Here is a 24,246-nt window from a genome sequence, read left to right on the forward strand (position 1 = left end):
CCGCGGCCCGGGCGCCCCCGCCCGCCCTCGTCGCCATGCCACCACCCCCCCCCCCCCCGCCCCCGGGGGGGGGCGGGCCCCCCGGGGGGGGGCCCCCACGGCTCCGGCGGTGGGGCGGTCAGGAGAAGTGGCGGACGAACACGTCCGACGCGCCGTTGGTGTCGTCGGGGACGATGTCGGCGGCCGTGGACTGGAAGACCACGTCGTGCCCACCGGTGCTGACCGCGTTCGTCCCGGCCGAGGCGGGCTGGGTCGAGACGATCTCGTCGGTCCCCGTCTGCAGGTCGCGGAGCGTGAGCGACGACGCTCCGGTCGTGCCGGCCGGGGCGTACAGCAGGTGGCGGCCCGTGGGGTCGATGGCCACGCCCCGCACGTTCGGGACCGGTTGGGAGGTGGCCGAGGCCACGTCGTAGACGTAGGTGTCCGAGCCGGCGACGTAGACGACCTTGCTGCCGTCGTCGCTCAGCTGGACGAGCGAGGCCGCCACGGACGGGCCTTCGATCGGGCCGACCATGCTGTTGCCGGGCAGGTTCCGGAGGAAGACGTCCTTCGACTCGCCGTCCTGGAAGGCGACGTATCGGGCGTCACCGCTCATGGAGGGACGGGACTCGATGAGGTGGGGCATGTTGGAGACCACCTGCGTGGTGCCGGTCCGTGAGTCCTGGACCTCGATGGTCTGGTATTCGGACCCGCGCTGGTTGTGGAGGATGACGAGGGCCAGGTACCGCCCGTCCGCGCTGAACGAGGACTGGTTGCAACTCCACGCGGAGCAGTTGGCGGCGATCGCCGATCCCGAGGACATCTGCTCCATGCGGACCCGGACGTTGCGCATCCACTGCAACGCGTAGGTGACGTACCCTCCGTCGCCGCTGACCGTGACGGGTCCCAGCGGCGTGTAGTCCGATACCCGCTTGGTCTGGCCCGTCTGCTGGTCGCGCAGGTACGGCCTGTTCGCGGCCGACGAGGCACCGGACCCCAGGTTGGTCGCCGATGAGGTGAAGGCGACGTGCCGGCCGCTGGGCGTGATCGAGGCGGTGGTGGAACTTCCGTTGCCCTGGGTGCCGTCGGGCGCGACGCTGATCCTCTCGACGGTGCTGGTGAGGCTGCCTGCGGCCCCCGTCGCGGGCGCGGCCGTGGCGGCTGCGGGCAGCACCGCCGTGACGGCGCAGACCGCGATCGCCGCGCTCAGGACGGTCCGTAACCGTCTGGTGGTGCTCCTGTTCGTCGTTCCCCTCATTTTCCCCCCAAGTAGGACAGGTTTCCTCCCCCGGTTCCCTACCGGAGGAACACGAGCATGCAACCGTGGCGGCGCTGTGGGGTCAATGGGGTCACATGCCCGAGAGATGTGCAGAGGTGTGGTTTCGGCCATTGCGTGAGCGTCCGGGCGCCGTTGTCGCCGCACGGCGATCGGGGGAGTTGTCCATGCGGCGGCCTGCGGTGGTATCCGCGCACATCCGGCGGGACCCGGTCCGTCGAGATGAGCAACAAGATCATCGGCCGTCCCAGCCCGTCCCGAAAACAACCTCATGGACCGGCTCCACACGGGTGGGGTCAGGTGCGCTGCACCAGATGGTGCACGGAGTAGGAGGAGCAGGAGCAGCCCGTCGTCACGCGCACGAGGGTGACGGCCGGGGTGTCCTCGCTCCCGGCCACCCGGGCGGGTCGACCCGAACCGCACGCTCGACGCGACGGTGTCGTGGTTGTCGGGCCTCGTCGATCGCCCCTCCCGGCGGGACTCCGCGTGAGAAGGTCGTCGCACGGCGTGGCGAACAAGTGCCGCACGGAGGAAGAGGGTTGCAAGGGTGTCCGCAGTGGACGTGGTGCGCGAGTCGGCAGGCGCGGGCCGGGTGGTCTTCTTCGAGGAGTCGGCGCGGGACGGGGCGCAGGCCAAGACGCTGATGAGCGCCCCCTTCCGGGTCCGGCTGGCCAGGGAACAAGGGGCGGTGTTCGGGGCGGACGGCCCGCGGCACGTGGTCTTCGCGGCGGGCTTCCCCTCGGTGTGCGCGCAAGAGTTCGAAGCGACCCGGCAGGTCGCCCTGGAAGCACAGGAGTCGGTCAGTCCGGCCGCGATCTGCCGCGGCACGCAGGCCGATGTGCGGCTCGCCCTGAGCGCGGTGCGCGGTGCGCTGCACGCCCGGGTGATGGTGATCGTGGCGGCTTCGGAGGCGACCGCACACGCCCTGGTGCACACCAGCGCCCGCCAGGCGCTGGAACAGGGCTTGGCGGTGGTCAAGGAAGCGGTGCACCGGGCCGACGGCGTCGCCGTGGATGTGTGCCTGGTGGACGCCCCCCGCGCCGACCCCGCCCTGGTGGCCGAGTATGCCGGGGCGATGACGGCCCACGGCGCGGGTACGGTCGTCCTCGCCGACACGGTCGGCGATCTCCTGCCCGACCGCGCGCGGGCCCTGTTCGAGCGCGTCGCCGCGGGCGCGGGACCGGACACCGTCCTGGTCTCGCACCTGCACAACGACCTCGGTCTCGCGCTGGCCAACACCTTGGCGGCGCTGGCGAGCGGGGTCCGGGTGGCGGCCTGCTCCTGGCTGGGCATGGCCGAGCGCAGCGGCATGGTGGCCACCGAGCAGCTGCTCTTCCTGCTCGGCCACGACCCGGCCAAGGCCGAGCAGGTCCTGGGGCGAGGGGCCGAGCCGTGGTGGACAGCGCCCGACCTGACCCGGTTGCCGGGGATCGCCCGCATGGTGTCGGCGCAGACCGGTGTGCCGCTGACGGTCACCACCCCCGTCGTGGGAACGGGCGTCGCCACGATCTCCACGGGCACGCCCTTCACGCACCCGCAGACCTTCCAGCCCTACGATCCCCAGCAGCACCTCGGCCTGGCCCCGACCGTGGTCCTGACCCACCTGGCCAGCCGGCGCGTGCTGCAAGCCGTCGCCGAACGGCTCGGGCACCGGCTGGATCCCGCACAGACGCGCACCGCGCTCGACTGGGTCAAGGACCGCGCCTACCGGAGCGGCCGGGCCGTCATCGCCGACGCCGACTTCGCCGCCTACCTCGACGGCCTCACCGCCACCGCGCAGCCGCTCTGACGCCCCCGTGCGCGAGAACGTATCGCCGCCGCCCCCGCACACCGAGTGCGCTCCTCGAACGGACGGGACCATGCCGAACGACTCCGACCCGCCGGCGGCTCCGTCGGACGCCTCTCTGAACGCCCCGCCAGAGGCCCCGATCAAGGCTCCGTTGGACATCGGCGCCGCCTTCGAGGCCCTGGGGCGCGGGCGCGCGGCGGTCCTGCCCAACCCCAGCCCGCTCACCTATGTCGTCGCCGCCACCACGCCCGGCGCCGTCAACCGGGCCAAGGGTCGACCGGTCGACCAGGAGGTCGCCCTGTGGGTCCACGCCGACGCCGTCTGGAACGCCCTGGCCCCGACCCTGTACCTCTCGCCGGCGGCCCGGCGCAGTGCGCTGCACCTGCTGCGCGCCGAACTCGTCACCCTGCTGGTGCCGGTGAGCGCCGACGCCCTCTGTCCGGCCTGGGCCGGGCCCGCGCTGCGCGACGGCCACCTGCTGCTCTTCGGCGCCCGTTGGCAGCCCTTGGCCCCCCTGCTGGAAGGTTTCCCCCGGCTGTACGTGAGCAGCGCCAATCGCACCGGTGGGCCACCGGCCGCCACCGCCGCGGAGGCGACGGCCATGTTCGGGCCGGGCGTGGCGGTCGTCGACGGAGATGCCCTGCGGGAGTCGGGCACGCCCCACGCCGCGACCACCATGCTGCGCATCTCCCGCGACGGCGAGCCGGCCCACGTACGGGGCGGTGCGCAGGACCGGGCCCACGGCTCCCATCCGGCGCTCTACCTCGAACGACTGCGCGCCGCGGGGGCCTGACCCGGCCCGCGGATGTCAGTGCCGGACCGTAGGTTCTCCCCATGGGAATCTACGTGTGCGGCGTCGGCTCCGACGATTGGTCGGACGAGGAGGTGCTCGGGCCGACCGCGCGGGCACTCGCCGCCGAGCTGCGCCGGCGGGGCCTCGACCCCTGCCCGCGGCCGGCCCCGCGGGCGCCGCGTCCGCGCTCCGGAGCGTCGTTCGAAGAGAAGCTGAACAGGCCGCTGGGCACCTTCGAGGACCTGTGCCGGCAGGACCCGGCCGGCGAGGAGTGCTACGACGCGCTCCTGGGCTGGGACCTGCTCGTCCCGGTCGCCTTCGACGGCGCATTCGAGCTGCCGGTCCCGTCGCCGTACGACGACGTCACCACCGTCCGCAGTGCGCACGCCGCGCGCGCGGCGGCCCAGCGCGTGGCCGACCGGATCGCGCTGCCCCCGCAGGTCCCCCTGGACGGCGGCAACCTCGCCCTCACCAACTGGTTCGACGGCCCGGCGGTCGCCGACGCGGCCGCCACCCACCCCGGCCCCTGGTCGCAAGCCACGGACGCCGCGTTCTACGCGGCCCTGTACCTGGGGGCCGCAGAGCACGCGATCCGCCACACCTGCCCCATGCATTACGTCTGATGTCCCTTGGCCCTGCATTACGTCTGATGCCCTTTCAGGAGCCGAGGAAGTGGGTGATGCAGGCAGACAACCACTCGCTAAATCGGTCACCACATGATCTGAAATGGACAACTGCGAAAGTTCTGCCCGGCAGGTGATGCCCCGCTGGCACGATGTCGGCGACTCGCCGTGGCCGGTTTTCGGTGAGCATGCGAGGGACGCATCTGTCGTCTGCGGGGGTGGTTGACGCCGACGGCCGGACGCGTCTTGTGTGACCGCGCCACAGCCGGTTCCCGGGGGCCTCCGCTTCCCGCCGTCGTGCCGCGGCCTTCGAGGGGGGAACCATCGTGTCCACGAGCGCCCTGTTACGCCCGCACCGCCTCCGCAGCCGACGCCGCACGGCGCTGGTCGCCGCCTTCGCTCTCGCCGCGACCGGCCTGTCCGCCCTGGCCGCCACACCGGCGGCCGCGGTGGACGGGCCGACCCTGATCGCCACCGTGCCCGTGGGCGCGAGCCCCGAGAACCTGACGGTGGCACCGGACGGCAAGCACGTCTACGTCAGCAACGCCGGTGTCTTCGGGGGCAATCCCGGCAACACCGTCACCGTGGTGAACACCGCCACCCACACCGTCGGCGCCACCATCCCCGTCGGCAACGGCCCCACCGCGCTCGCGGTCACCCCCGACAGTGCGCACCTGTACGTCGTCAACCGCGGCGCGGCCACGGTCAGCGTCGTCGACACCGCCACCAACACGGTGACGGCCACCATCGGCGGGCTCGGCGACCCGAAGTCGGTGGCGGTCGACCCGGCCGGCACCCGGGCCTACGTCGTCGATTCCAGTGGCTCCAACGGGTCGGTCCGCGTCATCGACACCGCCACCAACACCGTCGCGGCGTCGGTCCCGGTCGGTCCGTTCCCCCGCGACGTCGCCTTCAGCCCCGACGGCGCCCGTGCCTACGTCTCCAACGTCGGCAACAGCACGCTGGGCGTCATCGACACCGCGAGCCTCACCGTGACCGGAAACGTCGCGCTGGGCGCGCAGCCGTACGCGCTCACGGTCAACCCCGTGAGCGGAGCGGTGTACGCCAGTCACGGCGCCGGCGACTCCGTGTCCGTGGTGGACCCGGCCACGCTCGCCGTCACCACGACGATCACCACCGGCGCCAACCCGGGCGGCGCGGCGGTCAGTCCGGACGGCGCGACCGCGTACGTGCCCAACATCGGCAGCAACACCCTGTCGCTGATCGACACCGCGACGAACACCGTCACCAAGAACGCGTCGGTCGGGGGCGGCCCCGTCGACGCCGGGGTGAGCCCGGACGGCAACCTCGTCTACGTCGTCAACAACAGCAGTGAAACCCTCGCAGTGCTGAGCGTGGGCACGGCAGTGCCCGCCGTGACCGGCATCAGCCCCTCCTCCGGCCCGACGACGGGCGGCGGCGCCGTCACGGTCACCGGCGCCGACCTGGCCGGCGCCACCGCCGTGACCTTCGGTTCCACCCCCGCCACCGGCGTCAGCTGCACCGCGACCACCTGCACCGTCACCGCTCCCGCCCACGCGGCCGACACCGTCGACGTACGGGTCACCACCCCCGGCGGCACCAGCGCGGTGAGCCCGGCCGCCCGGTACACCTACCTCGCGCCGCCCGCGGACATCGACGTCGACCTCACCACGCAGCCCCAACTGGGCATCCTGCTGCCCTACCTGACCTACACCCTCACCGCGCACAACACCGGCCCGGGCGCCGTCACCTCCGCGACCCTGACCGCCACCCTCCCGGCCGGCGCCTCGGCCACGCACCTCTCCGCCGGATGCACGAGCGCCGGCGCCACGGTCACCTGCGCCTACGGGACCATCGCCAACAACGCGAGCGCGAGCAAGACCTTCCGCGTCCCGCTGCACCTGCTGACCCTCGGCCCGGTTAAGGTCACCGGAGCGCGCACCGCCTCCGCGCCCACCGACCCCAACCGCGCCAACGACACCGCGACCGTCACCTGCACCGCCCTCTCCATCATCCTGGTCACCTGCCCTTGATCCACTCCGGGCGGAGTTCCGCCCCGTAGGAACGCCTGATCGTCGATGATCGTGGCGGAGCCGGTCGCACACCGCGGCCGGCATCGTCACGGTCGGGGGAGACGATGGAGTTCCGAGTGCTGGGGCCGGTCGAAGTCGTGCGCGAGGGGCGGCCCTTGGCGCTGGGTGGTCGCAAGCCGCGGACCCTGCTCGCCGCCCTGCTCCTGGCACGTGGACGCGTCGTGTCCGTGGACCGCCTCGTCGAGCAGGTGTGGGGCGGCGATCCGCCGTCCACCGCCCGCACACTCGTGCAGGCGTACGTCTCGTCGCTGCGCCGCACGCTGGCGGTGGACGGACTCCTGGAGACCCACCCTCCCGGCTACGCCCTGCGCGTGCCCGCCGGAGGCCTCGACCTCGCGCTGTTCGAGGACCGCGCCGCGCGGGGCCGGGAGGCGCTGCTGGCCGGAGACCCGGAACGCGCCGCCGGTCTGCTGCGCGGGGCACTCGGCCTGTGGCGCGGCTCCGCCCTGGACGGGACGGGCCAGGCGCTGCGGGGCGAGGCGCGGCACCTGGCCGAGCTACGGCTGACGGCCCTGGAGGCCCGTACCGCCGCGGACCTGGCCCTGGGACGGGGCGCCGAGCTCGTGGGGGAACTCTTCTCGCTGGTCGCCGAGGCGCCCCTGCGAGGGCGCTTCCGGGCCCAGCTGATGAGCGCCCTCCACCGCGCCGGGCGCCAGGCCGACGCCCTCACCGTCTATCACGAGGGACGCCGGCTCCTCACCACCGAGCGGGGCGTCGATCCCGGACCCGACCTGCGGCGCGCGTACGACGCGATCCTGCGCGGTGAGCCCGACGCGCGGCACCCTCCCGGCGGACCGACGCGGCGATCGGAGCCCGCACCGACCCGCCCGAGAGTCGCGGTCGAAGCCGTTCCACCGCCCGCCCAACTGCCGGCTGCCATCCGTGGTTTCGTGGGACGGGAGCGAGAAGTCGGCGCACTCGTCGCGGGGTTGGGCGGCGACGAACCCGTGTGGTTGGTGTCCGGCAGCGGGGGAGTGGGCAAGTCCGCACTCGCGCTCCACGCCGCACACCGGTCGGCCCGGGCCTACCCCGACGGCCAGATGTACGTCGACCTGCGCGGCACCCTGGGCCCGTCGGTCCCGCCGGGCGAAGTCATCGGCGGCTTCCTGCGCGCCCTCGGCACACCGGACGCGGCGGTCCCCGACGGGCTCGACGCCCGGACGGCCCTGCTGCGCGGCGCCCTGGACGGCAGGCGGTTGCTGCTCGTACTCGACGACGCCCTCGACGAGTCCCAGATCGGACCGCTGCTGCCGGGGAACCCCGACTGCGGGGTGGTGATCACCAGCCGGAACCGGCTGGCGGGCCTCGCCGGACCCCGTCGGATCGAGCTGGGCGTGCTCAGCGACGCCACTGCCGTGGAGCTGCTGGCGGGCACCGCCGGGCCGGACCGGATCGCCGCCGAGCCGGACGCGGCCGCGGAGGTGGTCCGGCTGTGCGGGAACCTGCCGCTCGCGGTGCGGATCGCCGGAGCCCGGCTCGCCACCCGCAAGCACTGGGGTGTCGCGACCCTGGTGGAGCGCCTGGGCGACGAACGGCGACGCCTGGACGAACTGCGGGCCGGCGACCTGGAAGTGCGCTCCTGTTTCCACCTCAGCTTCCGCACCCTCGATCCGCAGGCCCGTACGGCCTTCGCGCGCCTGGGCCTCATCGGCGTGCCGGAATTCGCCGGATGGGTGCTCGCGCTGCTGCTCGACGTGTCGGAACGGGAGGCGGAGGCGGTCTGTGAGCGCCTGGTGGACGCCCAACTCCTGGAGCCGCTCGCCCCTGATGCCGGGGCCGCGGCCCACCACCCGCCCGGCCCGGCCCACCACCCGTCCACTCCACTGTCGCAGCCGTCGCAGCCGTCGCAGCCGTCGCAGCCGTCGCAGCCGTCGTCGCCGGGCACCGACTCCGCAGCCGTGGCGCCGCCGCCGCGCTACCGGCTCCACGATCTGCTGCGTCTCTATGCCCGCGAGCAGGCCGAGGCCACCCTCACCGAGCCCGAGCGGGCCGCCGCCGTGGCAAGGCTCCTCGACGGATGGTTCGCGCTCGTCAGCCGCGCGGCCGACGCCCAACCGTCGGGCGCCGTACTGCCGCACGCCGCGCGACCACGGTTCCCGCTCGCACTCCGGCAGGCGACGGCCGTGGCGTCCGCCGACCCGCTGGGTTGGTTCAGGGTGGAGGAGACGGCGCTCGTGGCCGCGGTGGAGCGGGCGGCGGCCCTCGGACTGGACGAGGCCGCCTGCCGGCTGGCCACCGCGCTCTCCGCCTCGGCGTTCGCCGTCGGCAACCGCTTCGACGCATGGGACCGTGTGCACGCGACCGCCCTGGCGGCCGCCCGGGCCGCGGGGAACTCCGGCGCGGAAGCCGCCGTCCTGACGGGCCTCGGGCAGCTCCGCTACGAAGAGGACCGGTACGCCGACGCGGAACGCTACTTCCGCCAGGCCCTGCCCCTCCTGGAGTCCGCCGCGGACACCCGTGGCGCGGCCGCCGCGCTGACCGGTCTGGGCTCCGTGAACAGGGAACGGGGACGCTTCGCTCCCGCGCGCGAGCAACTGACCCGCGCCCTGCGCACGTTCACCGCTCTGGAAGACCATGCGGGAATCGGACACACGGCCCGTCTGGCCGCCTCCGTACACCTGGAGGAGGGGGCCTATCCGGCCGCCCACGAGCTGCTCGCCGCGTCCCTCGTGGCCTACCGGCGGATCGGCAGCGTCCGCGGGGAGGCGCTCGCCCTGCGCACGCGCGGCCTGGTGCACCGGGCCGCCGGCGACTACCGCACGGCGGCCGACCTGTGCGCCGAGGCGGGCGACATGTTCCGGCTGCTCGGCGACCGGCTCATGGTCGCCTACGCGGACCAGGCCCTGGTCAAGGCGCGGATCCGGCTCGCCGAGACCCGTGGCGCCGCGGACGTGCTGGCCGCCGCCCTGCGCGTGTGCGTCGACCACCGCGACCCGCTCGGCGAGGGACTGGTACGGCGCACGACCGGCGAACTCGCCCTATTGGAAGGCGACTTCGCCGCGGCCGAGGACCACCTCGTCGCGGCCATGCGCATCTGGGAGGGGCTGGACCTGCCGCTCTTCCGCGCCCGCGCCCAGCGCGACCTGGCCGACGTGCACGAGGCCACCGGCCGGCACGCGGCGGCGGCCCGGACGCGCGAGCAGGCCCTCCTGGTCTTCGCCGCGTTCGGCGCGCGCGAGTACGGGGAGCTCTCGCACCGCTGCGCCCCGCCCGCCGCACCAATTCCATTTACTGGAAAGCTCTTTGAGCTTTCTTGATCACTCCGTGTCCCCGGCATGAACCGTTCCTGACAAGAGTTGCGCGGTAGTGCGCGGTGTACACCGGCCCGTCCGTGTACAGCCCGCGACAACCTCCATCTCACCGCAGGGGATGACATGAGAAGTACCCGCACGCGGCGCCGCACCCTGGGCGCCATCGCAGCGACACTACCGCTGCTCACCGGCGCGTTCGCCCTGGCGGTTCCGTCCGCGCAGGCCGCCGGTCCGGCCCCGGGAGGCAGGGTGGCCCTGGAGGGAACCCAGCCCGCCTGGGCCACCGCCTCGGCCGACCAGGGCGCGGCGGCGTCCTCCGCGAAGGTGAACGCCCGGGTGTACCTGGCGGGGCGGGACGCGAAGGGGCTCAGCGCCTACGCCGCGGCCGTTTCGGACCCGCACTCCGCCACCTACGGCAACTACCTGAGCCCCGCGCAGGCGCAACAGCGCTTCGGCGCGACCGCCGACCAGATCGGAGCCGTCACCCGCTGGCTCCAGCAGGCGGGCCTCTCCGTCACCGGTTCCAACCAGCACTACATATCGGTCTCCGGCGACGCATCGGCGGCGGAGCGGGCGTTCGCCACCCCACTGCACGACTACCGCAAGGGCGGCAGGACCTACCGGGCCCCCTCGAAGGGCGCTTCGGCCCCCGGGGACCTCGCCGGCGCCGTCCTCACCGTGACGGGGCTGGACAACGCGCCGCACACCTCCACGCACCAGGACACCCTGCCGGGCCCCGGCGCCGGCTTCCGCAACGCCGGCCCCTCCTCCACCTACTTCGGGTCGAACGTGGCCAAGACGCTCCCCGACGCCTACGGCACGAAGATCCCGTACGCGGTCAAGGGGTACACGGGCCGGCAGCTGCGGGCGGCCTACGGCGCGGGCGGGTACACCGGCCAGGGCGTGACCGTGGCCATCACGGACGCCTATGCCTCGCCGACCATCGCCCAGGACGCCCAGAAGTACGCCCAACGCAACGGCGACAAGCCCTACAGGGCCGGGCAGCTGCGCCAGGTCGTGCCCGCCGAGTACACGGCGACCTAGGAGTGCGACGCATCCGGCTGGTACGGCGAGGAGACCCTCGACGTCGAGGCCGTGCACGCCGTCGCCCCGGACGCGAACGTCGTGTACGTCGCCGGCGCCTCGTGCAACGACCCCGACCTCCTCGACGCGTTGAACAAGGTCGTCGACAGTCGGCTGGCCGACATCGTCTCCAACTCGTGGGGCGACATCGAGGCCAACGAGACCCCGGACATCGCGGCGGCCTACGACCAGACGTTCAAGTTCGGGGCCATCGAGGGCATCGGCTTCTACTTCTCCTCCGGTGACAACGGGGACGAGGTCGCCAACACGGGCAAGAAGCAGGTCGACACCCCGGCGAACTCGGCCTGGGTGACCGCCGTGGGCGGCACCTCCCTGGCCGTGGGCAAGGGCGACACCTACCAGTTCGAGACGGGTTGGGGCACCCTGAAGGCCCCGCTGAGCGCCGACGGCGCCAGTTGGACGGGCTTCCCCGGCGGCTACACGAGCGGCGCCGGTGGCGGCACGAGCGCGACCGTCGCCCAACCCGCCTACCAGCGCGGCGTCGTACCCGATGCGCTCGCCAAGGCGAACGGCGCCGCCCGGATGCGCACCGTCCCGGACATCGCCGCCATCGCGGACCCCAACACCGGCTTCCTCGTCGGGCAGACGCAGTCCTGGCCCGACGGCTCGGTCTCGTACGACGAGTACCGCATCGGCGGCACCTCGCTCGCCGCGCCGGTGATCGCCGCGGTGCAGGCGCTCGCGCAGCAGGCCCGCCACCGGCCGATCGGTTTCGCGAACCCCGCGATCTACTCCCGGTACGGCACCCCGCTGTACCACGACGTCACGGATCACCCGCTGGGCGGGAACCGTGACCTCGCCGTCGCCCGGGTCGACTTCGCGAACAGCGTCGACGCCTCGGCCGGCCTGGTGACCTCGGCCCGCAGCCTGGGCAAGGACAGCTCGCTGGCCGCGGTGAGCGGGTACGACGTGGTGACGGGAGTCGGTTCGCCGGGCGCGGGTTACGTCTCCTCGTACCGTAGGTAGCCCTTCGTCACCGTGGCACCGTGTCACCGTGTCTCCGCGCGCTGACGTCCGTTGCCCGGGGCCCGCACGGCCCGGGCAACGGACGGCGGGCGGCGGGCGGCGGGCTGTCGGAGGCGTGCGCCACGGCGCGACCCCGTCGGTCCGGTGCGCCGTACGTGAGTGCGATCCCGCTGCCACCGGGGCCGTTCACCGGGCTCCGGGATCGGGATCGATGCCGGTCAGGTCGCGGCTCGCGTCCCACAACCGCGCCGCGACGGATGCGTCGGCGAGGTGCTTCCACACCCGTTCGGGCCGGGGCTCGCCGCGCAGGCCGAAGACACGTGGTCCCCACAGCTGGCCTCCCCGTACGTCCGGGTCGAGCACCGCGCGGACCGCGGACCACGCACCGGCCCGCTTGCCCTGGACGAGGAGGGCCGCGGGCGCCGCCCGGAGCGCCGCGCCGGTGGTCCGCACATGGAGCGGTGGCCGTGACGGGGTGAGGGAGTCCAACGCTCCGCCGGGATGGACCACCACGCTCGCCACCGTGCTCCGGGCGGTGCGCAGGCGCCGGTCGAGTTCCATGCCGAAGTACATCTGGGCCAACTTGGATCGGCCGTAGGCGGGCCCGGGCCGGTAGTCTTTCCGGGACTGGAGGTCGCCCAGATCGAGCCGCTCGGACTTCGCCGCGAAGCTGCCCACGGTCACGACGCGGGCCGCCGGCGCGGCCGAAAGCAGCGGCATGAGCCACCGGGTGAGGGCGAAGTGGCCGAGGTGGTTCGTACCGAACATGAGCTCGTGACCGTCACCGGTCTCCGCGCGTGTCGGTTCGTCACGTGCGACGCCGGCGTTGTGGACCACCGCGTCGAGGCGCTCGATCACCAGCACCCGCGCCAGCGCTTCCACCGCCGCCGGGAGCGAGGAGAGGTCGGCGAGGTCCATCCGTACGGCCCGTACCCGCGAACCGGGGACCCGCGCTCGGATCGAGGCCATCGCGAGCTCGGCCCTGGCGGGGTCCCGACTGCCGAGCACGACGGTGGCTCCGGTCGCGGACAACTGCTCCGCGACGAAATAGCCGATGCCGGCGTTGCCCCCGGTGACCAGGACGACGCGCCCCCGGGCCCCGGGCAGCCGGCGCACGTTCCAGGACGAGACGGCGGAGGCGGGTGGGGCGGCGGAGGTGGGCGATGCGGACGACATGGCTTCGGTTCTCCCGTGCGGTGGAGGTCGGCGGCCGCGGACGTCTGCGACGGCGGCTCGGGACCCACGTTCCCGGCGGCCACCGACACGTCGCCGACGGACCGCCGCCGCGCCCGCCGACCGACCGACACCCCGCCGACGCGCCGCCCGCCGAGCGGCCGGGGGAGGGGCTGCGCGCCGGTCCGTGACCTGGCTCCGGTCGGCTCGTTTCTCCCACGTGACGCTTGACGACCTGTACACCAGCATCGTGTCCGAGGAGATCGAGTCCTCGGCCGAACCCGAACGCCTGCCCCTCCTCACCCGGGCGGAGGCCGACCTCGCACTCGCCGTCCTCGACGTCGTCGCGGACGGGCCCATGGACGACGAGGTACGGGCCACCGCCCGGGCCCTGCGGTCCCGACTGGGCCTGCGCCTGTGCACGGAGGGGCCGTACGCGCACCCCGGAGCGGTGTCGCGCACCCCGGTTTGACCTCGGGCCAGGTCGAGGGAGGAGGATTGGATCATGAGCATCCAGCCGACCGACACCGGGGACTCCCCGACCGCCGCCGCCGCCAGCCCGACCGACCACCGACCCGACCGTTGGTCCGGTGAACTGCTCGACCTCGACGCCTACACGGTCCGGATCGGTTACGACGGCCCCCGTGAGCCCACCCTCGCGGTCCTGCACGACCTCCAGCGCGCCCACACCACCGGCATCCCCTTCGAGAACGTCCACGCCGTCCTCGGCCGGGACCTGCCGCTCGACCTCCCCTCCGTCGAGGCGCGCCTCGTCCGGGACCGTCGCGGCGGCTACTGCTTCGAGCACGTGCTCCTCTTCGCCGCCGCGGTGGAACGCCTCGGCTTCCACGTCACCGGCATGATCGGGCGGGTCAGCCTCGGCGCGCCCAAGGTCCTCCCCGCCACCCACGGCCTGCTCGCCGTGACCACGCGCGACGACGACCGCGTGTGGCTGTGCGACGTCGGCTTCGGGGCCGGTCCGCTCGGACCCATCGAGCTGGCGGACGGGGCCCACGTCGCGTACGACGGCTGGCAGCACCGGTTGGAGCGCCGGCCCGGCGCGCACGGCATCGACCAGTGGTGGCTGTACCAGACCGCTCCCGGTGCGTCCGGCCCGGACAGGGACCCCGAGCGGGTCCCGACCCCCTGGATCGACCGGCACACCTTCACCCTCACCGCCCAGTACCCGATCGACTACGTCGTCGGCAGCCACTTCGTGGGCACGCACGCGCGCTCGCCGTTCGTCCGTCGGCTGTTCGCCCAGCGCATGACCCCGGCCGCCCATCACAGCCTGGACGACCTGACGCTCGTCACCACCCGCCCCGACGGGACGAGCACCACCGCGTCGATCGCCCCCGAGGCCCTGGACGGGACCCTGCGGGAGGTCTTCGGGATCGCCCTCACGCAGGAGGAGCTCCGCGAGATCGCCGCCCGCCGAACGGCCGCCGCGGCGCCCGGGGCCTGAGCTGCGAAAGTGTGCGATTTGATACCGTGGCCGGGTCATTTCCCGGAGGACCGGCGGTCGACCGCCGGTCCTCCGGGCGCCCGGTCCTCGACTACAGAAACATGCGTGAATGAGCGACAAGCTGCCTCCGTGTCCGAAGTGCTCCAGCGAGTACACCTACGAGATGAACGCTCTGATGGTGTGCCCGGAGTGCGGCCACGAATGGGTGCCCGCCGAGGGAGCCGAAGGCGCTGACGGCGCGGCCGGTGCCGCTGGGGAACGGGTCGTCAAGGACGCCGTCGGCAACGTGCTGAGCGACGGCGACAGCGTGACGGTCGTCAAGGCCCTGAAGGTCAAGGGCAGCGCCTCGGGCATCAAGGCGGGCACCAAGGTCCGCAGCATCCGACTGATCGACGGCGTCGACGGCCACGACATCGACTGCCGGATCGAGGGCTTCGGCGCGATGCAGTTGAAGTCGAGCGTGGTCAAGAAGGCCTGACCGTCCGACCACTGCGTGAGCGCCGCGGTCCCGTATGACATTTGTACCGTCGAGGACGGGATGCGCGGCCCTGTCGGACCGACCGCCGCCTTCCGTAGCCTCGAAGGCATGGCGAAAACACATGAGATCGGACGCGACGACTCCTGGGAGGGAGTGGTCACCCGCACGTCCCGCGGCATGCTCGACGGCTCGAACATGTACCACTTCGTCGAGGTCCGCCTGGCGGACGGCGCATCGGTGAAGGTCCGGATCGGCCGTCGGCTCTGGAAGACGCTCGCGGTCGGCGACCGGCTCGTCAAGCGCCCCGACGCCGACCCGTACAAGGCGTAACCTCCACGAGCCCGCCCGCGGCGCGACCGGCATGCCCGGCTCGGCCGCCGATGCGTACGAAGGAGAAGACGTTGACCAGCTCCGGCTCGGTGACCCCGAAGGCGAAGAGTCCAGAGGTCTGGCGCGCGGAGCGCGAGCTGCTCAACCGCTCCCGGTTCGAGCTGACGCGGCGCGCCGTGGCCGGGGTGCCCGAGGCCCTGCGCGTCGCCGGAACGCCCCTGCTGGCCCGGCCGGAGTGGATACCGGATCGGCCGGTGCTCCTGGACGACGTCCACCTGGAGTGGGTCGAGGGGGCCGCCCCGGCGCCGATCACGGGGCGGGAGGCGTCCGTGCGGGCGTCGTTGCCGATGGCGGGGGGCGGGGCGGCGTTCGAACGGTACGCCGACGCGGTGGAGGTGCTGGCCCGTCCGCGGCTGTACGAGAACCGACAGTGCTACCGCCTCCTGGACGTCGACCACGATCCGGCCGGTGCCCCGCGGCTGCGCTTCGGTCGGGGCAGCTACTTCGACGTCATCGACATCTGTGAGGCGTCGGCGCACGAGTTCGCGGCCGCGGCCGCGCAGGCCGGTCCCGGCGGCGCGGTGCCGGCGGTCGCCACGCCGTTCCGGGCGGAGATCGCGGACCCGATGGACCTCGTGCGCCGGTCGGTGGTGCCGGGGATCAGCACCCTCACGATCCGGCACGACGCCGCAGCCGGTACGGCGAGCTTCGTACTGCACTGGCGGGACCCGGCGAAGGTGGCCACCGGCGGCGGCCTCTACCAGGTGATGCCGGTCGGGATGTTCCAGCCGTCGGCGGACGCCCCCTGGAACGAGGCGAACGACTTCGACCTGTGGCGCTCCATCGCCCGTGAGCTGAGCGAGGAACTGCTCGGGTCGTCGGAGGACTACGGCAGCGGGACCCGCGCGATCGACTACGACGGGTGGCCGTTCTACGCCGCGCTGCGGGAGGCACGCCGTGCGGGTACGGCGCGGGTGTTCTGGCTCGGCCTGGGCATCGACGCGTTGACCTTCGTCTGCGACCTGCTCACGGTCGTCGTCCTCGATGCCGCCACCTTCGACGGGTTGTTCCCCGCGCTGGCGTCCACGAACGACGAGGGGCACCGCGTGGTGGACGCCGAGGACGACACGGGACGCGCGGTCGGCGTTCCGTTCCGCGCCGACCACGTGGAGCGCCTGACGGAGCGCGAACACATGCAGCCCGCCGGCGCCGCCCTGCTCCGCCTGGCATGGCAGCACCGCGAGACGCTGCTCCCTTGCGGCTCGGTTCGCGATTGATGGGGGGAGCAGCTCGTCTCGGGGGCAACGGATCCGGGGTGTTCGACGACCGTTGACCAGCCCGGGAGTGTGGTGACGGGTGGTGCTCGGTCGGGATATTCGATGGTCGCCGCTTGCAAAGGGTGGTCATACTGCCGCGATGGATCCAGTGACGCTTGAGACCGACCGTCTGGTGCTGCGGGCCTTCGCACCTGCCGAAGTGGATGCGGTGTACGAAGCCTGCCAGGACGAGGACATCCAGTTCTATACGCCGGTGCCGGTGCCGTTTCGGCGTGCGGACGCGGAGAAGCTCGTCGGTGAGACGCTGCCCGCTCAGTGGGCCGAGGACAGGGACTACACCCTCGGCGCGTTCCGCAAGGACACCGGCGCCCTGGTCGGCTCGTACTGCCTGACCCTCGTCAGCCGCGGCGTCTGGGAGCTCGGTTACTGGGCAGTCAAGGAACAGCGCGGACGCGGGTATTCGGTGGAGGCCGCTCGGGCCCTGTGCGACTGGGGCTGGGCCACCCTCGACGTCCACCGCATCGAGTGGTGGGCCATGGCCGGGAACGCCGGCTCGCGTGCCGTCGCCGAGAAACTCGGTTTCACCGTCGAAGGGACACTGCGCAATCGCGGCATCGCCAACGACGGCAAGCCGCACGACTGGTGGGTGGGCGGACTGCTGAGGCCCTGATGCTCTCGGTGATGTGATCGAGGGGTCGGCCGATCTCGATCGCGGACCAATTCGTCGGTGCACGGGCCGGTCTCCTGCTGGACCTCGCGACTTCGGGACTCCCCGAAGGGCGCGGAGTTCGGGCCGGGAGTCGCATCGGACGGACCCTCGGGTGTGGCATCACCGCGCGGGCGAATCGACTCTCGGGGAATTGTGGGGGCCCGTTCAGATCAAGATCATCTAAGGGAGTGGTCGCGGTTCGCGGCCACCTTCCCCGTGGTGACCGACGGGGAGCCGGAGTTCCGAGAACAGTGGGAGCCATCGCATGGACCAGTGGATCATCGACGCCTTTTCCGTCATCGCCCGAGGGGTGGTGATCCTCCTCGGCATGCTGTGACGGCCCGTCCCGCTCGCAGGGCGCCTGTAGCGGGCCCGTAGCGAACCGGCGCCCTCGGAGCTGCCCCGTTGTATCGGAAGGGGCGACTCCGAGGGGGCTCGTTTGCCAAGACGGGCCGTCTTGGGGACCATCCACGTCATGACGACACGAAAGGGCCCGCGGCCCTCGGCCTGGTGACCGGCTCCTGGTGGGTGCACGACGACGACGTCGTCGGTGGCGGGAGTCCCACACCCACCCTCTTCGACCATGCGCGGATCCTTCGCACGCGCTACGGCCCCGGTCCGTGGCCCGGGTTCGGAGATCCGCTCCCCGACGCGCGTCCCGACGACACGGGCCTCGCCTTCGTCGGCGGTGGCGAAGACGCACTGCTACGACGTACCCCGGACGGGGACGGTGTGCTGCGCCCCACCGGTATCGAACTCGACACTCCGCTCCTGGACGGTGGCGGGAGCATCCTGGCCGCGATGGCCGACAGTCAAGGGGGTCCCGCACCCGGGCTGGCCGACTACGCGCACGCCGTACCCGTGCTGCACCGCTACGCCGACCTGGTCCGGGTGCGGCCACCCACGCTCACCGGCTGCGGAGCCTGATCAGCATCACCCTGTTCTTCCGCCATCCGCCCGAGGAACTCCCTTGGGCTCCCGCCGACATCGCGCAACTGACGGCACGCTTCGAGGAACTGCTCCGCGAACCCCGTTGGGCCGCCCTCGTCCTGGGCCACCTCGCCGACCCCCGGCGACCCGACTTCCACCTCGCGCTGCGACCTGCCGAAGTCCTGGGCCTGACCCCGACGGTCGATCTCTTGGCGCGGCTGGAAACCGGACCGTCCCTGCTCGAACCGACCTGGGCCCATGCGCTGCGCAACTGCGGCCGCCAGCACGTCGCGGTACGCGATGTCCGCCTCCAGTACGGCCCGGATCCGCGGCCGGTACGGTCCGACCGGCCCTTCGGGCCGCGCCGGTGCCTGTGACCTCAGGGGGCGGCCCGGCGCCGGCCCGTGCGTCATGCGGCCGCGCGGGCGAGGCGGAGCAGGCCGGCGCGCAGCCGTTCCTCGCCGAGTTCGGGGAGCAGCGCGGCGACGTGGTCGGCGGCCAGGGCCGCGAGCAGCGCATGCGCGGCGTGATCGGGGTCGGGCGCCCCGGCGAGCTGGATCGCCACGTGCCGGTGCCAGAAGCGGTACGCACCGATCCGGTACCGCGCGCCGGGCGTGGCGGTCTCCGACATCCGCACCAGGGGCAGGTGCTCCAGGAGGTAGTCCAGGTAGGCATCGAGGAACGCGGCCAGGCGTTCGGCGGCCGGGGCGCCCGGCCCGAGCGGAGGCGGCCCGTGCAGCACGGCCTCCTGGAGCACCCGCTCGCGGGAATCGAGCAGCGCGGCAGCCAGTCCCGCCTTGTCGCCGAAGCGGCGGAAGAGCGTGCCCTTGCCGACGCCGGCGGCCGCGGCCACCTGGTCCATCGACACGGCCTCGACGCCGTGCTCGGCGAACAGTTCGGCGGCCGCCTCCAGTACGGCGGCCCGGTTGCGCGCCGCGTCCGCGCGCTCCTTGGGCGGCGGTGTCCGCAGGATCTCCAAGACCTGCGGCGGGTCCGTCGCCGCGGTCACGTCCGGTCCTTCCATTTCCCGTCCTTTCCCTGGCATTGCAGAAGCGGACCGCGGTCCGGTACTGTCACGACTCGTAAAAGGACTATAGTCCGCTTCTCTGGGAGGCAGTGGCATGACCCTACTCATCACCCGCGACGAACTGGCCTCGGCGATCGACGCCGGCTCCGTGACCGTCCTCGACACCTTGGGCGGCGCGTACTACGCCCAGCAGCACCTGCCCGGTGCCGTGGAGCTCGTACGGGCGGACGTCGACGCCCTGGCTCCGACCGTCCTCCCCGACCTGGACGCCCCGATCGTCACCTACTGCTCCAACCCGGCGTGCCCGAACAGTGGGCAGGTCGCCGACCGGCTGACCGCCCTGGGCTACACCGATGTGCGCAAGTACCGCGAGGGCATCCAGGACTGGGTGGAGGCCGGTCTGCCCACCGAGGCAGCAGCCCCCGCCGCAGCCCCCACCGGAACCCTCTGATCCCGACCCCCGTGGCCTGAATCAGCCGCACGGGCGGCTGATCGGTCCCTGGTCCACCACGGCTCGCGCAGGACAATCGTCGTATGCCCCTCTCGAAAGTCGTGCTGCCCGTTGCCGTCGGCGCCGTCATGGCCCTCGTCCCCCTGGCACCTCAGGTTTCCGCGATCGACGCCTCGTCCTCGACGTCCGCAGCGTCGTCCTCGGCGGCTTCGGCCGCCTGCAAGGGCGCCAGGACCTGCTACGTCGACGTGTCCGTCGCCCAGATCTGGGAGAGCCCCGAGAAGGTCCGGACGGTGGACGCGAAGGCGCTCACCAACCCGGTCGACATCCGGGGCTGGTTCGCCGCGATGGCCCCCGACATCAACCTGCGCCGCGACGTCCCGGGGGAGACGCAGGCCCTGTACGGGGGCCGGGTCACCGTGGTGGACACGATGACCAAGGACGGCGTGCTCTGGGACAAGGTGGTGGTCCACGGTCAGCCTACGCCGCGGGACGCGGTCGGCTATCCCGGTTGGGTGCCCGACCGGCAGCTGACGAAGGTCCGGAAGAAGGCTCCGGCCGGTGCGACCGCGGAGCGCGTCACCAGTGCGACCGCCTGGGGCTACGGCTCTCGGCAGGCGCTGGCGGAGGGGGCGAAGCCCAAGGGAGGCGTCGAGTACTCCTTCAACACGGAGTTCGCCGTGAAGCCGGTCCCGGGCGCTCCCTCCGTCGTGCAGGCCCGGGCGAACGACGGTAGCCCGATCTACTTCAAGCGGGCCGACCTCGGGAAGGTCCCGACGTCGGGGGTGACGGGCGACGACGTGGTCGCCGAAGCGCGCAAGTTCCTCGGCCTGGACTACCTGTGGTCGGGCACGGCCGGCTTCGGGTACGACTGCTCGGGCCTGACGAGCCAGGTGTACTCCGCGCTCGGCATCACGATCCCCCGCGACAGTCAGCCGCAGTTCGACGCGGGCGGCGGCGCGGCGCCGGCCGGCTCGGCCGTGGGCGAACGGATCACGTCGCCGGACGACCTGCGGCCCGGCGACGTGGTGGGCTTCGGCAGCAGCACGTCCAGCGTCACCCACATCGGCATCTACGTCGGCAGGAACGCCCAGGGCGAGCCGATGATGATCAACTCGCCCAAGACCGGGGAGAAGGTGCGGGAAGAGCCCCTCGCGAACCGCCCGTTCGTGGGCGCCACGCGGTTCATCGGCTCCTGACCCCGGGGGCCCTGGCCGCGCACAGGCGGCCGGGCGACCGGCCGGTCGAGGACCGACCGGCCGGTCGAGGACCGGCCGCTCAAGCGGCGGCGGCCAGCACGGTGTCGACCAGCTGCCGCTGGTCCTCGGTGAGGTAGGGATCCTGCAACTTCACCAACTTGCCGTCGAGTTGGACGACGTAACGGAAGCCGTCGGGCACGGGCGTCCGCCCTGAGGAGCCGTCGTCGTCCGACGCGAGCTCGGCCAGCCGTTCCAGCGCGGGACCGTCGGCGCGGCACTTCGTTTCGAGGGAAGCGGTGCGCTCCCCGCCCGCGAACCCGCCGGTGCGAGTGACGGTGATCAGCATGGTGGGACCTCCTTGAGTGGGGCGCGGTCCGGCCGGTCGTGCGGCCGGGATGGACCCGGAGACCGAGCGGGGCCGCGTCAGCACCGCGCCTGCCCGGAAAAGCGGTCCAGGCGCCCATCCGCGCTCGATCGAGCGCAAGATGTCCGAAAAGAGCCGGCGCCTGCGATCGTCGCGACATGAGCGGTACGTGCCCCGGCGTGCGGCGGGTCGTTTCCCCGGCCCCGGGTCAGTCGCGGTACTCGCAGAGGTACGCCGTGACGCTCTCGACCTGGAGGTGGAAGGTGCTGTCGGCCGGGACGTCGAAGTGCGAGCCGGACCCGAAGGTCTTCCACGCGTCGGAGCCGGGGAGCTTGACCATCAGGGCGCCGCTGACGACGTGCATGATCTCCCGCTTGGCGGTCCCGAATTCGTATGCTCCCGGGGCCATGACGCCGATGGTCGCCGGGCCTTCCCCACCCTGGAAGGCGATGGACTTGACCGTCCCGTCGAAGTACTCGTTGACCTTGAACACGGGTGTCTCCTGGAAGCCGGGCGATGTGCGTGACCAGCTCCTTGCGCTGGTCAGGGGAGTCTAGTGCGGTGGCCGGAAACAGCGGCAGCGGGTCACCTGCGCGTGGTGGTGGGGGCGGATTCCGGCGCGGGGTCCGACGCGTCGTGCGTCTCGGGGCGTTCCGGTCGGAGGGCGGGGATGAGGGCGGCCACGGCGCCGGACACCAGCGCGAAGCCGCCACCGAGGACGAGGCCCGTGCGGAAGCCGGTCTCGGAGGTGAAGGTGACGCCTCCGGTGGTGGTGGTCAGCCGGGCCAGTACGACACCGACGACGGCGGCGCCGACGGAGGTGCCCAGGGACCGCATCAGGGCGTTGAAGCCGTTCGCGGCGCCGGTCTCGGCGAGCGGCACCGCGCTCATGATCAGGGCGGGCATGGCGCCGTAGGCCAGGGCCACACCACTGTTCATGATCATCGCGGCGACCATCAGGCCCGGCGCCGTCGAGGCCAGCAGCAGCGCGACGGCGTAGCCCGCCGCCAGTACGAGCGCCCCGCTGACGAGAGTGACCTTCGGGCCGCGGGTGTTGGTGAGCTTGCCCCCGAGGGGGGAGACGACCATCATCATCAGCCCGCCCGGGAGCATCCACAGCCCGGCGGCCAGCATGGACTGGCCCAGGCCGTATCCGGTGGCCGCGGGGAACTGCAACAGCTGCGGCACGACGAGCATGCTGGCGTACATGCCGAAGCCGATGAGGACGGAGGCGAGGTTCGTCAGCAGGACGCGCGGGCGGACGGTGGTGCGCAGGTCCACCAGCGGGTCGCCGGTGCGCCACTCGAACCAGCCCCAGGAGGCCAGGATCACGACGGCCGCCGTGATCAGACCCAGCGTGGTGGCCGAACCCCAGCCCCAGTCGGCCCCCTTGGACACGGAGAGCAGCAGGCACACCAGGCCCGCGGCCAGACCCAGGGCGCCGACGACATCGAAGCGCTGGCCCTTGGCCGCGGCCGGCACCTCCGGTACGAAGGCCACGATCATGACGGCGACGGCGACCGCGAGCGCGGCCGCGCCCCAGAAGAGGAAGCGCCAGTTCGCGTACTGCGCGATCGCGGCGGAGACGGGGAGGCCGATCCCGCCGCCGATGCCCATGGAGGCGCTCACCAGGGCGATGGAGGAGCTGAGCTTCTCTGCGGGCAGCACGTCGCGCAGCAGGGCGATGCCGAGCGGGATCATGCCCATGCCTATGCCTTGCAGCCCGCGTCCGACGATCATCGGTACGACGCTGCTCGCCAGCGCGCACACCACGGAGCCGACGATCAGGGGCAGGCAACAGGCCAGCAGCATGCGGCGCTTGCCGACCATGTCGCCCAGGCGCCCGCTGATGGGGACGCACACTCCGGCGACCAGGAGGGTGGCCGTGACGACCCAGGCGGCGTTGGAGTGCGAGGTGTGGAGGAGGGTCGGCAGGTCGGTGAGCAGCGGGGTGACCAGTGTCTGCATGACGGCCGCGGCGACTCCCGCGAGCGCGAGCGTGGCGATCACCCTGCTGGTGTTCGGGGCAGCCGTGGGCGGTTGTGGCATGGAGGGTCCTCGGGGCGTGTGCGCAGGACCGGCCGGCCGGACGGCACGGGACCCGCGAGGTACGGAGGGGACTGCCCGGCGGCGCGTGGGTGCGGGGTCGGCGCACACCACAATCAGTAGTCAACTATCAGTTCGTGACGCGTGACGTGTCAACCGGATCTGATGGCCGACTATCGGTTGTATGGTCGAAGGCGTGTCGACAGATACCCCCAGACCGCTGCGCGCCGACGCCGTGCGCAACGTCGAGAAGATCGTGCGGGCGGCCCGCGACGTGTACGCCGAGCTGGGCCCCGACGCCCCGCTCGACGAGATCGCGCGACGGGCCGGCGTGGGGATCGCGACGCTCTTCCGTCGCTTCCCGGACAAGGCCGCCCTGCTGAGAGCCGTGCTCGACCAGCAGTTCACCCAGGACGTCCGTCCCGCCATCGACCGGGCCCTCGCCGACGGGGACCCGCGGCGCGGCCTCGGCGTCGTCATCGAGGCGGCCCTCACATCGGCCGCCGACGAGTACCACGTGCTGACGGCCGCCCGGAACGCGGGCGTCTTCTCCGCGGAGACGGGTGCGCGCTTCTTCGACGCGCTCGATCCGCTGGTCGTGCGGGGCCAGGAGGCCGGAGTGATCCGCGGCGACCTCGTCCCCGACGACCTGAAGCGGATCATGAGCATGCTGGTCAGCGTGCTGTGGACGATGGATCCGACCGAGGACGGCTGGCGCCGTTACGTGACCCTGCTCCTGGACGGCCTCAACCCCACCGCGGCCAGCCCCCTCTCGCACCCCGCCCCTCCGCTCCTGCGCAGGCCGCACCCCTGAGGGGTGCGGCCCGGCCGCGGGGGCCCCCCCCGCCCCCGGGGGCGGCGGGGGGGGGGGGGCCGGCGGCCGGGGGGGGGGGGGGGGGGGGGGGCGGGGGGTGTGGGGCGGGGGGGGGGGGGGGCCCGGC

At 72.8% G+C, this 24,246-nt stretch carries 22 protein-coding genes and 1 pseudogene; 17 read left to right on the forward strand and 6 right to left on the reverse strand.

Going from position 1 to position 24,246, the window contains the following annotated elements; all coding sequences use genetic code 11:
* Positions 1-118: 118 nt before the first annotated feature.
* Positions 119-1,237: a hypothetical protein gene (locus ACIBEA_RS42175; protein WP_399269450.1), complete on the reverse strand. Its 1,119-nt coding sequence runs from the start codon at positions 1,235-1,237 to the stop codon at positions 119-121.
* A gap of 565 nt (positions 1,238-1,802) precedes the next feature.
* On the opposite strand from ACIBEA_RS42175, the gene ACIBEA_RS42180 reads away from it, so the two are divergent.
* From ACIBEA_RS42180 to ACIBEA_RS42205, 6 genes and pseudogenes are all read left to right on the forward strand, one after another.
* Positions 1,803-3,044 carry a 2-isopropylmalate synthase gene (locus ACIBEA_RS42180; RefSeq protein WP_399269452.1) on the forward strand — a complete coding sequence of 414 codons (1,242 nt, stop codon included), beginning with the start codon at positions 1,803-1,805 and terminating at the stop codon, positions 3,042-3,044.
* A gap of 70 nt (positions 3,045-3,114) precedes the next feature.
* Positions 3,115-3,837 carry a hypothetical protein gene (locus ACIBEA_RS42185; RefSeq protein WP_399269454.1) on the forward strand — a complete coding sequence of 241 codons (723 nt, stop codon included), beginning with the start codon at positions 3,115-3,117 and terminating at the stop codon, positions 3,835-3,837.
* Positions 3,838-3,878: 41 nt separating this feature from the next.
* Positions 3,879-4,460, forward strand: coding sequence for a hypothetical protein (locus tag ACIBEA_RS42190; protein WP_399269456.1), 582 nt, complete (start codon positions 3,879-3,881; stop codon positions 4,458-4,460).
* A 326-nt stretch (positions 4,461-4,786) separates the two neighbouring features.
* Positions 4,787-6,475, forward strand: coding sequence for a beta-propeller fold lactonase family protein (locus tag ACIBEA_RS42195; RefSeq protein WP_399269458.1), 1,689 nt, complete (start codon positions 4,787-4,789; stop codon positions 6,473-6,475).
* A gap of 104 nt (positions 6,476-6,579) precedes the next feature.
* Entirely contained in the window at positions 6,580-9,792 is a 3,213-nt protein-coding gene (locus tag ACIBEA_RS42200; RefSeq protein WP_399269460.1) for a BTAD domain-containing putative transcriptional regulator, read from the forward strand.
* Between the two features lie 117 nt (positions 9,793-9,909).
* Positions 9,910-11,856, forward strand: a pseudogene (locus tag ACIBEA_RS42205) (protease pro-enzyme activation domain-containing protein).
* Between the two features lie 186 nt (positions 11,857-12,042).
* On the opposite strand, the gene ACIBEA_RS42210 reads toward ACIBEA_RS42205, so the two are convergent.
* A complete protein-coding gene (locus tag ACIBEA_RS42210; protein WP_399269462.1) occupies positions 12,043-13,032 on the reverse strand; it encodes an SDR family NAD(P)-dependent oxidoreductase in 990 nt (329 codons plus the stop codon).
* Between the two features lie 217 nt (positions 13,033-13,249).
* On the opposite strand from ACIBEA_RS42210, the gene ACIBEA_RS42215 reads away from it, so the two are divergent.
* From ACIBEA_RS42215 to ACIBEA_RS42250, 8 genes are all read left to right on the forward strand, one after another.
* A complete protein-coding gene (locus ACIBEA_RS42215) occupies positions 13,250-13,501 on the forward strand; it encodes a hypothetical protein (protein WP_399269464.1) in 252 nt (83 codons plus the stop codon).
* A gap of 33 nt (positions 13,502-13,534) precedes the next feature.
* Positions 13,535-14,494 (forward strand): arylamine N-acetyltransferase, encoded by a 960-nt coding sequence (locus ACIBEA_RS42220; protein ID WP_399269466.1) that lies wholly within the window; start codon positions 13,535-13,537, stop codon positions 14,492-14,494.
* Positions 14,495-14,603: 109 nt separating this feature from the next.
* Positions 14,604-14,972, forward strand: coding sequence for a zinc ribbon domain-containing protein YjdM (locus ACIBEA_RS42225; RefSeq protein WP_399269468.1), 369 nt, complete (start codon positions 14,604-14,606; stop codon positions 14,970-14,972).
* A gap of 108 nt (positions 14,973-15,080) precedes the next feature.
* Positions 15,081-15,302, forward strand: a complete 222-nt coding sequence (locus tag ACIBEA_RS42230) for a hypothetical protein (RefSeq protein WP_399269470.1) — start codon at positions 15,081-15,083, stop codon at positions 15,300-15,302.
* Positions 15,303-15,373: 71 nt separating this feature from the next.
* Positions 15,374-16,579, forward strand: a complete 1,206-nt coding sequence (locus ACIBEA_RS42235) for an XRE family transcriptional regulator (protein ID WP_399269472.1) — start codon at positions 15,374-15,376, stop codon at positions 16,577-16,579.
* 139 nt (positions 16,580-16,718) lie between these two features.
* Positions 16,719-17,249 (forward strand): GNAT family N-acetyltransferase, encoded by a 531-nt coding sequence (locus ACIBEA_RS42240; RefSeq protein WP_399269474.1) that lies wholly within the window; start codon positions 16,719-16,721, stop codon positions 17,247-17,249.
* 549 nt (positions 17,250-17,798) lie between these two features.
* A complete protein-coding gene (locus tag ACIBEA_RS42245) occupies positions 17,799-18,215 on the forward strand; it encodes a hypothetical protein (protein WP_399269476.1) in 417 nt (138 codons plus the stop codon).
* A gap of 212 nt (positions 18,216-18,427) precedes the next feature.
* Positions 18,428-18,595 carry a hypothetical protein gene (locus ACIBEA_RS42250; RefSeq protein ID WP_399269478.1) on the forward strand — a complete coding sequence of 56 codons (168 nt, stop codon included), beginning with the start codon at positions 18,428-18,430 and terminating at the stop codon, positions 18,593-18,595.
* Positions 18,596-18,627: 32 nt separating this feature from the next.
* Here the strand turns inward: ACIBEA_RS42250 and ACIBEA_RS42255 are convergent, their stop codons facing one another.
* The gene (locus tag ACIBEA_RS42255; RefSeq protein WP_399269480.1) at positions 18,628-19,242 is read right to left on the reverse strand and encodes a TetR/AcrR family transcriptional regulator; all 615 of its coding nucleotides are present in this window, start codon (positions 19,240-19,242) and stop codon (positions 18,628-18,630) included.
* A gap of 97 nt (positions 19,243-19,339) precedes the next feature.
* Between ACIBEA_RS42255 and ACIBEA_RS42260 the strand changes: the two genes are divergently transcribed.
* Complete coding sequence (locus ACIBEA_RS42260) at positions 19,340-19,696, forward strand: rhodanese-like domain-containing protein (RefSeq protein WP_399269482.1); 357 nt, start codon at positions 19,340-19,342, stop codon at positions 19,694-19,696.
* An 83-nt stretch (positions 19,697-19,779) separates the two neighbouring features.
* On the forward strand, positions 19,780-20,895 hold the full coding sequence (locus ACIBEA_RS42265) for an NlpC/P60 family protein (RefSeq protein WP_399269484.1): 1,116 nt from the start codon (positions 19,780-19,782) through the stop codon (positions 20,893-20,895).
* A 79-nt stretch (positions 20,896-20,974) separates the two neighbouring features.
* On the opposite strand, the gene ACIBEA_RS42270 is transcribed toward ACIBEA_RS42265, so the two are convergent.
* The 3 genes from ACIBEA_RS42270 to ACIBEA_RS42280 form a co-directional block, all read right to left on the reverse strand.
* A complete protein-coding gene (locus tag ACIBEA_RS42270) occupies positions 20,975-21,241 on the reverse strand; it encodes a protealysin inhibitor emfourin (RefSeq protein WP_399269486.1) in 267 nt (88 codons plus the stop codon).
* 226 nt (positions 21,242-21,467) lie between these two features.
* A complete protein-coding gene (locus ACIBEA_RS42275) occupies positions 21,468-21,752 on the reverse strand; it encodes a pyrimidine/purine nucleoside phosphorylase (RefSeq protein ID WP_399269488.1) in 285 nt (94 codons plus the stop codon).
* Positions 21,753-21,844: 92 nt separating this feature from the next.
* Positions 21,845-23,308 (reverse strand): MFS transporter, encoded by a 1,464-nt coding sequence (locus ACIBEA_RS42280; RefSeq protein ID WP_399269490.1) that lies wholly within the window; start codon positions 23,306-23,308, stop codon positions 21,845-21,847.
* Positions 23,309-23,501: 193 nt separating this feature from the next.
* Between ACIBEA_RS42280 and ACIBEA_RS42285 the strand changes: the two genes are divergently transcribed.
* Complete coding sequence (locus tag ACIBEA_RS42285; protein ID WP_399269492.1) at positions 23,502-24,119, forward strand: TetR/AcrR family transcriptional regulator; 618 nt, start codon at positions 23,502-23,504, stop codon at positions 24,117-24,119.
* Positions 24,120-24,246: the final 127 nt, after the last annotated feature.

The sequence above is a fragment of the Streptomyces sp. NPDC051555 genome (assembly GCF_044454405.1).
GTDB lineage: Bacteria > Actinomycetota > Actinomycetes > Streptomycetales > Streptomycetaceae > Streptomyces.